At 69.7% G+C, this 14,494-nt stretch carries 8 protein-coding genes; 4 read left to right on the top strand and 4 right to left on the bottom strand.

Going from position 1 to position 14,494, the window contains the following annotated elements; genetic code table 11:
- Positions 1 to 99: 99 nt before the first annotated feature.
- Positions 100 to 2,037, top strand: a complete 1,938-nt coding sequence (recQ, locus tag ACIBKX_RS13260) for a DNA helicase RecQ (protein ID WP_363277439.1) — start codon at positions 100 to 102, stop codon at positions 2,035 to 2,037.
- Between the two features lie 107 nt (positions 2,038 to 2,144).
- On the opposite strand, the gene fahA is transcribed toward recQ, so the two are convergent.
- Positions 2,145 to 3,449 carry a fumarylacetoacetase gene (gene fahA / locus ACIBKX_RS13255; protein ID WP_363277440.1) on the bottom strand — a complete coding sequence of 435 codons (1,305 nt, stop codon included), beginning with the start codon at positions 3,447 to 3,449 and terminating at the stop codon, positions 2,145 to 2,147.
- Positions 3,450 to 3,637: 188 nt separating this feature from the next.
- Between fahA and ACIBKX_RS13250 the strand changes: the two genes are divergently transcribed.
- Both ACIBKX_RS13250 and ACIBKX_RS13245 read left to right on the top strand, forming a co-directional pair.
- Positions 3,638 to 4,894 carry an ATP-grasp domain-containing protein gene (locus ACIBKX_RS13250; RefSeq protein ID WP_363277441.1) on the top strand — a complete coding sequence of 419 codons (1,257 nt, stop codon included), beginning with the start codon at positions 3,638 to 3,640 and terminating at the stop codon, positions 4,892 to 4,894.
- 53 nt (positions 4,895 to 4,947) lie between these two features.
- Positions 4,948 to 6,150, top strand: coding sequence for an FAD-dependent oxidoreductase (locus ACIBKX_RS13245; RefSeq protein ID WP_363277442.1), 1,203 nt, complete (start codon positions 4,948 to 4,950; stop codon positions 6,148 to 6,150).
- 51 nt (positions 6,151 to 6,201) lie between these two features.
- Here the strand turns inward: ACIBKX_RS13245 and ACIBKX_RS13240 are convergent, their stop codons facing one another.
- Complete coding sequence (locus tag ACIBKX_RS13240; protein WP_363277443.1) at positions 6,202 to 6,714, bottom strand: hypothetical protein; 513 nt, start codon at positions 6,712 to 6,714, stop codon at positions 6,202 to 6,204.
- A 40-nt stretch (positions 6,715 to 6,754) separates the two neighbouring features.
- Positions 6,755 to 11,284, bottom strand: a complete 4,530-nt coding sequence (locus ACIBKX_RS13235) for a DUF6531 domain-containing protein (protein WP_399375746.1) — start codon at positions 11,282 to 11,284, stop codon at positions 6,755 to 6,757.
- A gap of 317 nt (positions 11,285 to 11,601) precedes the next feature.
- Here ACIBKX_RS13235 and ACIBKX_RS13230 point away from each other — a divergent pair, with 317 nt between their 5' ends.
- A complete protein-coding gene (locus ACIBKX_RS13230; RefSeq protein WP_363272850.1) occupies positions 11,602 to 12,414 on the top strand; it encodes an HAD family hydrolase in 813 nt (270 codons plus the stop codon).
- A gap of 57 nt (positions 12,415 to 12,471) precedes the next feature.
- On the opposite strand, the gene ACIBKX_RS13225 is transcribed toward ACIBKX_RS13230, so the two are convergent.
- Complete coding sequence (locus ACIBKX_RS13225) at positions 12,472 to 14,463, bottom strand: CocE/NonD family hydrolase (RefSeq protein ID WP_363272851.1); 1,992 nt, start codon at positions 14,461 to 14,463, stop codon at positions 12,472 to 12,474.
- Positions 14,464 to 14,494: the final 31 nt, after the last annotated feature.

The raw sequence follows: 14,494 nt of genomic DNA, 5'->3' as shown, positions 1-14,494 counted from the left end.
CTGTGGACAACTTCGAGGGCTGTCGGTGCTGAGCCCTATCGTGGAGGCAGTGGTCGAAGGGCGACGTACGGGGGCAGGGCGATGGATGGGATCAGTGGCATGAGCGAGGTGACCGCACCGAGCGCGGTGGCGGAGAGTGACGCGCTGCGCACGCTGCACCGGGTGTTCGGGTACGACGCCTTCCGCGGCGAGCAGGAAGCGATCATCGAGCATGTGATCGCGGGCGGTGACTCGGTCGTCCTGATGCCCACCGGCGGCGGCAAGTCGCTCTGCTATCAGATCCCGGCGCTGGTCAGATCCGGCACGGGCGTGGTGATCTCGCCCCTCATCGCGCTTATGCAGGACCAGGTGGACGCCCTGCGGGCGCTCGGCGTGCGGGCCGGCTTCATCAACTCCACGCAGGACTTCGACGAGCGGCGCGTGATGGAGGCCGAGTTCCTCGCGGGCGAGCTCGACGTGCTCTATCTGGCGCCGGAGCGGCTGCGCCTGGACGCCACGCTGGACCTGCTCTCCCGCGCCAAGATCTCCGTCTTCGCGATCGACGAGGCGCACTGCGTGGCGCAGTGGGGCCACGACTTCCGCCCGGACTATCTGGCGCTCTCCCTCCTCGGCGAGCGCTGGCCGGACGTGCCGCGCATCGCCCTGACGGCGACGGCGACGCACGCCACGCACCGGGAGATCACCGAGCGGCTCGGCATGCCGGACGCGAAGCACTTCGTGGCGAGCTTCGACCGGCCCAACATCCAGTACCGCATCGTGCCCAAGGCCGAGCCGAAGAAGCAGCTCCTGTCCTTCCTGAAGGAGGAGCATGCGGGCGACGCGGGCATCGTGTACTGCCTGTCGCGCAACTCGGTGGAGAAGACCGCCGAGTTCCTCTGTAAGAACGGCATCGAGGCCGTGCCGTACCACGCGGGCCTGGACGGCGGGACGCGCGCCGCCCACCAGTCACGCTTCCTCCGTGAGGAGGGCCTGGTCGTCTGCGCGACGATCGCCTTCGGCATGGGCATCGACAAGCCGGACGTGCGCTTCGTCGCCCACCTCGACCTGCCGAAGTCGGTCGAGGGGTACTACCAGGAGACGGGCCGCGCGGGCCGTGACGGCCTGCCGTCCACGGCCTGGATGGCGTACGGCCTCCAGGACGTCGTCCAGCAGCGCAAGCTCATCCAGGGCGGCGAGGGCGACGAGGCGTTCCGCCGCCGGGCCGCCTCGCACCTGGACTCGATGCTGGCGCTGTGCGAGACCGCGCAGTGCCGCAGGGCCCAGCTCCTGACGTACTTCGGCCAGGAGGCGGAGGGCCAGTCCTGCGGCAACTGCGACACATGCCTGACGCCTCCGGAGACCTGGGACGGCACGGTGGCCGCGCAGAAGGTCCTGTCCACGGTCGTCCGGCTCCAGCGCGAGCGCGGCCAGAAGTTCGGCACGGGCCAGATCATCGACATCCTGCTCGGCAGGAAGACCGCCAAGGTCATCCAGTTCGACCACGACCAGCTCTCGGTCTTCGGCATCGGCGAGGAGCTGGCGGAGGCCGAATGGCGGGGCGTGGTCCGGCAGTTGCTCGCACAGGGGCTGATCGCGGTAGAGGGGGAGTACGGCACGCTGGTGCTGACCGAGGAGAGCGGTTCCGTCCTCGGCCGGCAGCGGGAGGTGCGGTTGCGCAAGGAGCCCAAGCGGGCGGCGGCGGCGGCCCGTGCCGGCAAGGGTGAGCGCAAGGCGAAGGCGGCGGCTGCCGTGGCCGAGCTGCCCGCGGAGGCGGTGCCGGTGTTCGAGGCGCTGCGGGCGTGGCGCGGGGCGCAGGCCAAGGAGCTGGGCCTCCCGGCGTATGTGATCTTCCATGACGCGACGCTGCGGGAGATCGCGTCCCTGCGGCCGTCGTCGCTCGCGGAGCTGGGGGGTGTGAGCGGGCTCGGCGAGAAGAAGCTGGCCACGTACGGTGAGGGTGTGCTGGAGGTCCTCGCGGGCCTGGAGGGTGCTGCCGCTCCTCCAGAGGCCCCGCAGCCGCCGGAGGAGGAGTGGCCGGAGCCGCCGGAGGACTTCTGAGCGGCGGGCGAAGGAGCCGGGGGTGAATTCACCCCCGACCCCTGAACGCCGACTGCGGGTGCGTCTTGGCTGGTCGCGCAGTTCCCCGCGCCCCTGCCGGGCGCGCCTCAGCGCGCCGCAGCGATCCTTCCCGTGACCTCCCCGAGGCCGACCCGCGTCCCGTCCGGACCCGGCGCCCACGCCGAGAGCGTCACCTCGTCCCCGTCCTCCAGGAACGTCCGCTTCCCGTCCGGAAGGACAAGCGGATCACGCCCGTTCCAGGTGATCTCGATCAGAGACCCGTACTGCCCTTCCTCGGGGCCGCTCACCGTGCCGGAGCCGTACAGGTCACCGGTGCGGAGCGAGGCGCCGTTCACCGTCATATGGGCCAGCTGCTGGGCGGCGGTCCAGTAGACGGAGGAGAAGGGGGGCTCGGAGATGACGTGGCCGTTCAGGGTCACGGTGATGCGCAGGTCGTAGCCGCCCGGCTCGTCAGCGACGGACTCGGCCGAGTCGTCCAGATAGGGCAGCAGCTCGTGCGTCCGCGCCGGCGGCGTGACGCGCGCCGCGTCAAGCGCCTCCAGGGGCGTGATCCACGCCGAGACGGAGGTGCAGAAGGACTTGCCGAGGAACGGCCCGAGCGGGACGTACTCCCAGGCCTGGATGTCCCGCGCCGACCAGTCGTTGAGCAGCGTCAGGCCGAAGACGTGCTCGCGGAAGTCGGCGAGCGGCACGGCCGTGCCCAGCGCGGACGGCGTACCGACGACGAAGCCGACCTCGGCCTCGATGTCGAGCCGGACGGAGGGGCCGAAGACGGGCGCGGTGTCGGCGGGCGTCTTGCGCTGACCCGTCGGGCGGACCACGTCCGTGCCGGAGACCACGACCGTGCCGGAGCGGCCGTGGTAACCGATCGGCAGATGCTTCCAGTTGGGGGTCAGCGGAGTCGGCGAGTCGGGGCGGAAGATCTGCCCCAGGTGTGTCGCGTGGTGCTCCGAGGCGTAGAAGTCCACATAGTCGGCGACCTCGAAGGGGAGGTGCAGCGTTACGTCGGACAGCGGGTGCAGCAGCGGGCGTACGACATCGCGGTGGGCCGGGACCGTCACCCACGCCGTGATCGCGCGCCGCACGTCGGACCAGGCCGTGCGGCCCGCGGCGAGCAGCGGGTTCAGCGTGGGCCTGGCGAGCAGCGAGACATAGGGCGAGCCGAGCGCGGCGGCGGCGGCGGCGCCCACGTCGAGGACGTGATCGCCGAGTCGTACGCCGACCCTGCGCTCGGCGTCGGCGGCCGGAGAGAACACGCCGTACGGGAGGTTGTGCGGCCCGAAGGGGTCGCTCTCCGAGAGGGCGAAGGGGTCGCCGCCTTCGGAGCGCACGGAAGGGGCGCTCCCGGAAGGGTCGCTCCCGGCCGGCTCGAGCGGGGTCTGCTCGGACATGCGTACCTGCCTCGCTTTCCATTGGGTGTGCCACACGTTACGTGGGAAGTCCCCCGTTGCGGCAGTGCCTAAAGAGTTCGCAATGTCCGAATAAGCCTTGCTGGAGTGGTCAATTCCGGCTTAGCGTCCTTTGGGGGACGCGGACGGGGTGGGTCCGGGTCAGACGGAGGGGACACGTGGGGGGACCCGTGGCCAGGACGAACGACTGTGTCGCGGCGGACCGGGAAGTTCCCGGCCTGATCGTGAAGTTCGGGGACTATCCGCTGCACCACGGAGGAGTGGGCGCGATCCGCAGCCTGGGCAGGCTGGGCGTACCCATGTATGCGATCACCGAGGACCGTTTCACGCCCGCCGCGCTCTCGCGGCACCTCACCGGAGCGTTTCCCTGGCCGACCACCGGGGCGGAGGAGCCGGCGCACCTGGTCGACGGGCTGCTGCGCGTCGCCCGCAGGATCGGCAGACCGACGGTCCTGATCCCGACCGACGAGGAAGCGGCCGTCCTCATCGCGGAACATCAGGATCCGCTCGGCGCCGCGGGCTTCCTCTTCCCGCGCGTGGAACCGGAGTTGCCGCGCCGCCTGGCCAGCAAGCAGGGACTGCACGAGCTGTGCGTGGAGCACGGCATCGCCTCACCGGCGGCGTCGTTTCCCGAGACGTATGGAGACATAGAGGAGTTCGCCGCGGCGGCGGTCTTTCCCGTGGTCGCCAAGAACCGCGAGGCGTTCACCCGCCGCAGCAGACCGGCGGTGAACGGCACGACGCGTATCGAGACCCCCGAGGGCCTGCTCGCCCTGGCCCGTGACTGGGGCGGGCGGCCCGGTGTGATCCTCCAGGAGTATCTGCCGCGCGAGCAGGCCGAGGACTGGATCGTGCACGCCTACTTCGACGCGGACTCGACGCCGCTCGCGATGTTCACGGGCGTCAAGGTGCGGTCCTGGCCGCCGCACGCGGGGATGACGGCAAATGCGTACGTCGTCGACAATCCGGAACTGGCGGACCTCGCCGCGCGTTTCATCAAGCAGGTCGGCTTCACCGGCATCATCGACCTGGACCTGCGCTTCGACCGGCGCGACGGCCAGTACAAGCTGCTCGACTTCAACCCGCGCATGGGCGCGCAGTTCCGGCTCTTCGAGAGCGAGAGCGGAATCGACGTCGTCCGTGCGATGCATCTGCATCTGACGGGCCGCGCCGTCCCGGAGGGGGAGCAGCGCGCCGGTCAGCGGTACGTCGTGGAGAACATCGACCTGCCCGCCTTCCTCGCCTACCGCCGCAGCGGATACACCACGCCGCACGCGCCGGTGCGCGCGAGCGGCACGGAGCTGGCGTGGCTGGCGGCGGACGACATGAAGCCGTTCTTCACGATGCTCGCGAGATTCGTCAGACCGGGGGCGAAGCATCTGTACCAGCTGTGGCGGACGAACCGCCGCGGAAGCACGAAGAGATAGGCAAGCCCACGAAGCAGGCACAAGCGCTTCGTGACGTCCTGGGGAGGGACTTCGTGATTCAGCCAGTAGCAGTCATCGGGGCGGGGCCCTACGGCCTCTCCACGGCGGCCCATCTGCGGGCCCGTGGCATTCCCGTACGCATCTTCGGTGACCCGATGGTGAGTTGGCGTTCGCACATGCCGGCGGGGATGCTCCTGAAGTCGACGCCGGTCGCCTCGAACATCGACGCGCCGCAGCGCGGCCACCGTCTGGTCGACTACTGCGACGCGGCCGGCATTCCGCGCCTCGTCACGGACGAGGACATCGTTCCGGTCGATACGTTCGTGGCGTACGGGGAGTGGTTCCAGCAGAAGCTCGTGCCCGAACTGGAGCGGGTGCGGGTGGTGTCGGTCGACCGCAGGGGGACGGGGGGCTTCGACCTGAAGCTGGACTCCGGGGAGCAGTTCACGGCCCGCGCGGTCGTCGTGGCCACGGGCCTGTCCGGTCTCGCCCATGTGCCGCGCGAACTCGCCGCGGCCGCTCCGGACGGACCCACCCCCACAGGGCCCGTCTCGCACAGCGCCCAGCACCACGACCTCTCGCGCTTCTCGGGCCGCGAGCTGATCGTCGTGGGCGCCGGTCAATCCGCCCTGGAGACGGCGGCGTTGGCGGCGGAGGCGGGGGCGCACGTACGCGTGGTGGCGCGCGGCAGGGGCGCGGTGGCGTTCGGTGACCCGCCGTGGGACCAGCCGAAGCTGCGCCCGGAGTCGCCGTTCGGCCGCGCCTGGTCGCTGTACGCGATCAGCTACCACGCGGATCCGTACCGCTATCTCCCGCCGCAGGCCCGCCACTTCCTGGTCCGCCGCATACTGGGCCCGCTCGGCGCCTGGTGGCTGCGGGACCGCTTCGAGGGCAAGGTGGGCACGCGCGAGGTGCGGCGGATCATCAGGGCGGAGGCGCGGGACGACCGCCCGGTCCTGCGCGTCGAGACCCCCGGCGGCCGCATCGAGGAACTCTCCGCCGACCATGTGATCTCGGCGACGGGCTACCGCGTGGACGTGGCCGCGATGGACTTCCTGGGCCACGGACTCCGCGCCCGCCTGGCCCTCAGCCGCGGCACCCCCAAACTGGGCGCGGGCTACGTCTCATCGGTCCCCGGCCTCTATTTCACGGGCATGCTGGGCGGCTCGTCGTTCGGCCCGATCATGCGCTTCGTCTGCGGCACGGAGTTCGCCTCGCCGCGGCTGGCGGGGCATTTGGCTCGGGTGCACGGCTGATGTGTGGGTGCACGGCTGACGTGTCGTAGGCCCGAGACGGCGCGAGGGCGGTCACGGGGAGGGGTGGCCGATTGACTCCACGAAGTCCGCGAGGACACGCGCCGAGAACGGGTCGGTAGCCGGGTCGTCCGGTGTGACGAGACTGACGGCGTACCACCCGGCGAGGAGAAGTCCCGTGCCCTCCATGGCCGTCGCGGCCTCGGGGTCCGCGCACCGCACGCCGGTCACCCGGCCGGCGTGCAGCGGACGCGCATGGCGCCGGTAGAAGACCGAGAAGGGGCCTTCCCCCATGCCGTCGAGGGCGTAGCCGTTCTCCTCCCAGAACTCTTCCATCTCCTGACCCGACGAGAAGGTGACGATTCCCGAATAGTCCTCGTCCTCGTTCTCGTCATCTTCGTCGGCGACTTCCGGGAGTTTCCAGCCCGCCAGGGATTCAGCGCCGACCGGCTCCCCGAAAAGGAAAAGTCCGGGCCACCGGTTGTGCTGGCGAATGGCGAACTGTTTCACCATCGAGGGGAACGTCGTGTCCACGATGAAGTCGCTCGAATGCCCGGTGATTTCCATGATTCCTCGCTTGTGCGCCTAGTGCTGCCGGCGATCCGGGTCAGGCCTTCCACCCTGACGTGGGGCCGTGGTACCTGATCGCGTCCTTGGGGATGCTGACATCGCTGTTCGAGAACCAGACGTGGCTCCTGCTGCCCGGGAGGCGGCCGGAGAACAGCTTCTTCTCGACCTCGAACTCGATCATGTACTCGCTCTTCTCCCTGGTGAGGCCGAGGTACGACTTGAAACCACCGGGCTTCTTGGCGACATCGGCAGGGCTCATGGGCGACACATAGACCGCGGACGCGTTCTTTCCCTTGGAACTCTTCGGGACCTTGAGGGTGATCGCGTCCTTGCTGCCGCCACTCATGATCTTCTGGTAGCCGTTCTTGTCCGTGTAATGCCGGATGACGGCCTTGCAAGAAGGCGCGAGACCGAGCGGGTCGATCCAAGTCAGCGGGTTGACGACGTAGTTGTGGTGGTGCGGCGCCGGATCGAGGCCGAGCGGGTCAGGGCTGTGATAGCGGGCGGTGCTGGGGTCGTAATAGCGGTAATGGTTGTAGTGGAGCCCGGTCTCGGCATCGTAATACTGGCCGGGGAATCGCAGCGGGCAGTCGACCGCCTCGGCGGTGTCCTGGAGAGGCAGGCCCCATAGAGATGTCCGGGACCGCCAGGCCGTCCGCCCCGACTCGTCGACGAGTTCGGTGGGGGTCCCGACGATGTCCGTGACGATGGAGTAGAACTGCTCGTCCACCTCGTCCCGGGTGCGCTGGGCGATCGGGCGATCGCCGCCCGGCTCCCAGTCCCAGGTGGTGACCTGACCGCCCTGACCGCCCTGACCGCCCTGGCCCCCGTCCCCCTGGCCGTGCGTCGTGCGTGTCTCCTCGGCCAGACGCGTGCCGTCCCAGACGAAGTCGGTGCGGTCGATCACCGATGCGCCGTCCGCGGAGAGCAGCTCCTTCGCGATGCGCCTGCCGAGCGGGTCGTAGCGGTACCGCCAACGCCGCCCGTCCGGGGTGGTGACCTCGCGCAGCCGGTCCTCCGCGTCCCAGTCGAAGAGCCAGGTGCGGGACCCACCGGAAAGGAGGGCACGGGTGTGGCGGACGACGCGGCCCTGTCCGTCGTGCTCGTACCGGGACCTGCCGGCCGTTCGAACGAGGGTGCCGGTGTACGTGAGGGGTCCTTGGACGCCGGCCTCGTGGCTGCCCGTCGACTCCGAGCGGACCAGATTTCCCAGGCTGTCGTAGGCGTAGCTCTCGCTTCCGCCCGGCGCGGCCACGGCCGTGACCCTTCCGTTCACGTCGAGCTCATAGGCCGAGGTGCCCGCCGCGGCGTCGGTGATGGACCGGATGAGCCCGTCCGCACGGTATGCGTAGCGCCGGTCGACACCGGGCTCCCGCTCCCCGTTGCCGCGAACCGCCTGGGACGTCAGGCGGTGCCCGGCGCTCCACTCATGGACGAGTGAGGTGCCGGCGGGGAGTTCGCGGCTGGTCTCGTTGCCCGCGGGGTCGTAGCCGAAGCGGACCGTGCGGCCCGAGCCCCGCAGCTCGACCGGCTGGTGCTCGGCGTCGTACGTCCATTCGCTGAGGACACCTCGGGGGGTGCGCCGCCGCAGGCGGCGTCCCGCGTTGTCGTACGTGCTGGTCAGGATTCGGCCGTTGCAGTTCTCGGACAGCACGCGGCCGTGGACGTCATAGGTGAACGTGAGCTCGGCGTCCCGGTTGGCCGCCCCGACGATGGCTCCGCCCCGGTCGTACTCGAAGCGGGTGACGTTGTCCTCCGAGTCGCACTGCTCGATGACCCGGTCGAGGAGGTCGCGTACGTAGCGGACGGTCTGGCCGGCACCGTTGACGCGCTCCGTGATGTGGCCGACGGCGTCGTGCCGGTACGTCACGGTGCGACCGTTGAAGTCGGTCTCCCGAGCGACGTTGCCCTGGGCGTCGTACTCGTAGGACCAGGTCTGTCCTTGGGCGTTCGTCACGACGAGCGGCCGGAGTTCGGTGTCGTAGGTGAACTCGATCCGGGTGCCGTCGGGCGCGATCTGAGCGGCGCTCCGGTCGAAGGGAGCCATGTCGAAGCGGGTGACGGCGCCCTTCGCGTCGGTGTGCGCCAGGGTGTTGCCCTCCGCGTCGTACACCCAGCTTTCGGTGGTGCCGTCGGGGTACTCGCGCCGGGCCGGGAGCCCTTCGACGGTCCACTGGACCTTCGTGGTCGTCGCGTCCGGCTCGTGGACCCCGCTGACGCGTCCGAAGGCGTCGTGCTCGAAGCGGGTGACCGCGCCGAGGGACGTCGTGACGGTCGTCGCGAGTCCTGCCGGGCAGCTCTCGACGCGGCTTTCATGGCCGAGCGGGTCGGTGACCGTCGCCACGGCGCCGTGTGCGTCGTACGTGTATCTGGTGACGGCCCCCGCGGGGTCGGTGGCCGCGACGATGTTCCCGCGGGCGTCGTGCTCGTACCGCCAATGTGCGCCGTCTTGTTCGGTGGCCGAGATCAGTGACCCCGCACCGTCGTATGCGTACGAGGAACTGCTGCCGTCCGCGTGAACGACGCTCGTGGTGTTGCCGCTCTCGTCGTACGTGTACGAGGTGACGCGACCGAGGGGATCCGTGAGGGATTCGAGATGGTCGTAGCGATCCCAGGTGCGGGCGGTGGTGTGTCCCAGGGGGTCGGTCTCTGCGATCAGCTGGAAGGCGTCGTTGAACTGGTAAGTCGTCGTGTGGCCGAGGGAGTTGGTCGCCAGGGAGCGGTGCTCTTCGGCGTCGTACGTGTAGGAGTAGTCGAGGATGCCGTCGGTCCCGTTGGTCTGGACGCAGCGGTCGTCACCGTCGTACACGTAGCGGTACCAGGTGCCGTTGCGGTCCTCCCAGCCGGTGATCCGGCGCTTGTCGTCGTAGCTGAGCCGCAGCGGCAGGCCGGAGGAGTTGTAGATCTCGGTCAGGTTGCCGAGGGCGTCGTAGCCGTACCGCAGGAGCACGGGCCGGTCCGGGTCATTGAGCAGCGTCAGGGCCGTGATCCGGCCCTGGTCCGTGGTGAGCCCGATGCGATATCCGCCGGAGTGGTTCACTTCGCGCGGCACTCCGTCCGCGCCGTACGCCAGGCGTATTTCGTTGCCGTTGCGGTCGATGACGGCTTCTAGGGGGAGCTCGGCCGGGGGGCGGCCGGGGAGCGGCCGGAACTGGAGGACGAGACCGGACTCGGGCTGGCGTACGCGCATGGCACCGCCCAGCTCGCCGTCCCATTCCAGAGGCCACCGCGGGCCTTCGACGGGATCGACGGGGGCATCGGGGTCCGGTATGGGGTAGTAGAGGACCATTCCGTCGGCCGAGGTGAACCGGGCCCCGCCTTGGTCGAGGATCAGGCGTTGGTCGAGGGTGGACGCCCAACTGGGCCCGAACCAGCGGCCGGACCGCAGTCCGGTGCGGTGATGCCGCTCGAGTTCCAACGGGAGGACGCCCGGCAGGTCCACGTCGGTCTCGGACATGACCATGTTGCCGGTGGCCATGTCGATGGGGTCGCCGCAGGTGAAGAGCTTCTTCATCGGACGGCCGAGCGCACGGACGCCCTTGCCGAGCCCCTTGACGCCGAGGGACAGGCCCTTCATCCCGGCCTTGAGGCCCATCATTCCCTTGGCGAGTCCGCGGAGGGAGGTGAGGCCTTTCATGCCGGGGATGCAGTCGAGGGCGGCGAAGGCGACGTCGAGGAGTCCTGCTTCTCCGTTGGCGTATTTATGGAGGGTGTCGGCGAGGACGACGAGGGCGGCGACGAGGACGATGGCGCCGAGGATGGGTCCGCCGACGATCATGGCGATGACGCCGAGTACGGCGACGACGACTTTGCAGACGGCGACGATGGTGTCCCAGTTGTCGGAGACCCAGTCGCCGACCTCTTCCCACCATTTGCGGTTCTGGATACCGGCGTCGGAGGCCTCTTCGAGCTTCTTCTTCGCCGTGCCCGCGGCGTTCTCCCGCATCTTGCGGGCGTCCTCGGCCATCTTCTTCGCCGCGTCGAGATTGCCCTGGGCGTTGGAGACGTCCGACTTGGCGTCGGACTGGGCCTTTTCGGCGGCGGTCGCGTTGCGGGTGGCGGCCTTGACCTTGTCGGGGTCGGGCTTGGGCACGTCCTTGCCCGCCTTCGAACCGCCGCCGTCGTCGTCGTCCTTGTACTTGTCGGCTTCCTTGCCCGCCCGGTCCACCCAGGAGTCGGCGGAGGTGAGACGGGTCTGCGCGGAGGACAAGTCCCCTTGCGCTTCACGGCCCTTGGCCAGCGCCTTGTCGGCCAGCGCCTGGGCGCGCTCCAGCTCGGGCCAGTAGGCCGCCATCGCGTCGCCGGCCATGTCGTAGCTCTTCTTGAGCTTCTTCAGCTTGCCGGGGGCGTCCTCGAACTCGGCGGTGAAGGACTCCGCCGTCTTGCCCGCCCAGGTCAGGATGGCGTCCTCGCCCGCCATCCCCTTGATGTCCCGGAGGACCTTCGACACGTCGTCGGCGAAGTCGTGCAGGTTCTTGGCGAGGCTGCGGACCCGGTCCGGATCGCCCGGAGTCGGGTCCTTGTCCAGGTCCAGGACATGCCAATCCGCCGGTCGATTCCCCGCCATCCCCGTAACCCCCGCCGCGACTTTGCTGCCAACGATCTCGTGCGGGATGCAAATTTACTGGGTCGGCAGATGAAGAGGAGAGCCGAGGGCATTTGGTTACCGGATGCGTACGTTGTGCCTGTGCGGGCCGTCCAGGCGCATCACGAACTCCTCCGTCACGGGCCGGGTATGGCGGTGTTCCGGCCGGTCCCGCCGCACGGCCCCTCACCGATTCGAGCGCTCTCCCGTCCCCCTGAACCCAGGTGAACCCGTCGCGTGAACCCGTGCGGCCTGTCATTGCGGTTACGGCATCGCCGTGGGTCCGTATTCTCTCGATCATGGCCGCTCCGATCGCATATTCACTCATTGCCACTGACCTGGACGGAACGCTGCTCCGCGGCGACGACACCGTCTCCGACCGGTCGCGGGACGCGTTGGCCGCGACGGCCGCCGCGGGAGCGCGGCATCTGGTGGTGACCGGGCGGCCCGCGCCGCGGGTGAAGCCGTTGCTCGACGATCTGGGGGGCGGGGGGCTCGCCGTCTGCGGGCAGGGGGCGCAGCTGTACGACGCCGAGAGCGATCGCATGGTCTGGTCGGTCACGCTCGACCGGGAGCTGGCCGAAGCCGCGCTCGGGAAGATCGAGGCGGAGGCGGGGCAGGTCTTCGCCGCCGTCGACCAGGATGGGGTTGACGGGCTCACTCTCATCGAGCCCGGGTATCTGATGCCGCACCCCACGCTGCCTGCCGTGCGCGTGCCGGGGCGTGACGACCTGTGGAGCGAGCCCATCAGCAAGGTGCTCCTGCGCCATCCAGAGCTGACCGACGACGAGTTGGCCGCCCTGGCCCGCGATGCCGTCGGGTCCCTCGCCACCGTCACGATGTCCGGGCCCGGCACCGTCGAGCTCCAGCCGCGCGGGGTGACCAAGGCGACCGGGCTCGCGCTGGCCGCCGAGCGGCTCGGGCTGAGCGCCGAGGACACCATCGCCTTCGGCGACATGCCCAATGACGTACCGATGTTCGTGTGGGCCGCCCGTGGTGTTGCCATGGCCAACGCCCATCCCGACCTCAAGGCGGCCGCCGACGAGGTCACCGCGTCCCATGAGGACGACGGGGTTGCCCTGGTGCTTGAGCGGTTGCTGGCAGAGGGATAGGGGGACAGGGAGAGGGAGAGGGATGGAGGGGCAGGGAGAGGGATAGAGGGAAGGCGTTCAGCCTGTTGTTCGGGGGATTCGCCTTTCCCACGTGCGGTGGAAGACCACCTCCTCCCCGTCCTTGCACACCACCTCGTTCGACGTGATGAAGTCCTTCGCGTCGCACGTGATCTCGGAGCGCGTCTCCACCCTTACGTCCCACGCCAGTTCGGGCCGGTGCAGGCGGATCGACCAGTCGGAGCGGGTGCGGGCCGACAGCGGGTCGGACTCGTTGATCGTGTACGTCTCCAGCGCGTCCTCCGTGAACTCCAGGCCGTCCGGGTAGACCCGCGTGCCGCCGTAGCGCGGGTCCACCTCCAGGCGCCATTCGCCCTTCGCCACATCGCGTACGACCAGGCGCTCGGGACGCTCCTCGTCCAGCGTCGCCGGGTACACCACCTCCAGCGGCTCCGACTGCTCGGGCGGTTCGAAGGTGATCGACGGGTCCAATTCTCCTTCCCGTACGGGCAGTTCCAGGGAGCTGCCCGCCGGGTCCAGGACGAAGCCCGCCGAGCCCGGCTGCGGCCAGATCCACGGCCAGTACGCCGACGACACCGCGAGGCGGATGCGGTGGCCGGGCGGGAACGTGTGGCCGATGGCGTTCAGCTCGAAGGTCACGTCCTCCGTGTCGCCCACCGGCCAGGCGTCGTCGCGGTCCCTCCCGTGGCGGGCGGAGAGGTTCAGCACGCCCCGTGTGACCAGGGTTGATGAGCCGTCCGGGGCCACGTCGCAGAGCCGGGCGACCGCCTGGCCCTTCGGTACGTCCATGCGGAGACGGAGATTCACCTTGGGGCGGCCCAGGATGCGTACCGCGGACGGCACCTCGAACTCGAAGCACGCCGACTTCGCGTCCTCGTCCCGCTGGTCCGGCGGCAGGTCCGCGTCGTTGCCGAAGGGGAAGAAGCGGCCGGCGTCCAGGCCCGTGTGCTGGGGGGAGTTCACGATCAGCGGGGCGCCCTGGAGGGCGTACACCGTCGGCGTGACGTGCGGGGACGGCCAGGACGGGTCGCCCACCCAGCCGCCCGGCAGCTCCTCGTACACCGTCGCCGGGCGGTGTGAATCGCTGATCCAGGAGCGGAGTCTCGGCTCGGACATCACTCCCGTGTCGACGTCCTTCAAATGGTGGTCCCACCAGCGCAGGGTCTCCTGGAGGAAACCGATCGCGGGGCCCGGCGGAAGGCCCCGGTCCGGGTACTGGTGCGACCAGGGTCCGATCAGTCCCCGTACCCGGTCGTCGGGCAGATGCTCCACCAGGCGCAGGACCGTGTCCCGGTAGGGGTCGTGGAAGCCGCCCACCGCGAGCACCGCCGCGCCGATCGCGGAGTAGTCCTCGCAGACGCTGCCGTGCCGCCAGTAGTCGTCCCGGGTCTGGTGGTCGAGCCAGGTGTGGATGAAGGGCTCCACCGCTTCGAGGCGGGCCAGCCACATCTCGCGCCAGGCGGTGCCGACGAACAGCGGGTCCGGCGGGCGGGACACGAACGCCAGCATCGTCGCCGCCCATGCGTGCATGTCCACCGCGAGGACGGAACCACCCATGTAGTGCACGTCGTTGTCATAGCGGTCGTCCGTCGAGCAGACCGTGACGACCGCCTTGAGCGGCTCGGGCGCGAGGGCCGCGATCTGGAGGGAGTTGAAGCCGCCCCAGGAGATGCCGAACATGCCGACCTTGCCCGAGCACCAGGGCTGTGCGGCGAGCCAGTTGACGACCGCGACCCCGTCGGCCAGCTCGACCGCCGAGTACTCGTCGCCCGGCATGCCCTCCGCGTTGCCGTGTCCCCGCACGTCCACGCGTACGGAGGCATAGCCGTGGCCCGCGTACCAGGGGTGGCGCTGCCAGTCGCGGGGCGCCGTCCAGTCGCTGAGCCGGTAGGGGAGGTACTCGAGGAGCGCGGGGACGGGTTCGTCCGTCACCGGGCGCCAGACGCGCGCGTACAGCTTGGTCCCGTCCGGGAGGGGTACCCGGACGTCCTCGCGGGTCGTCTCGTACGGGAAGGAGGAGCGGATCTGCATGGCGGGAACCTCAGTGGACGGGGTGCCGGGA

Origin of the sequence: Streptomyces sp. NPDC050658 (assembly GCF_044457025.1) — a bacterium.
In the GTDB taxonomy this organism is placed as follows: domain Bacteria; phylum Actinomycetota; class Actinomycetes; order Streptomycetales; family Streptomycetaceae; genus Streptomyces.
This window is presented reverse-complemented; position numbering and strand designations above follow the sequence as displayed.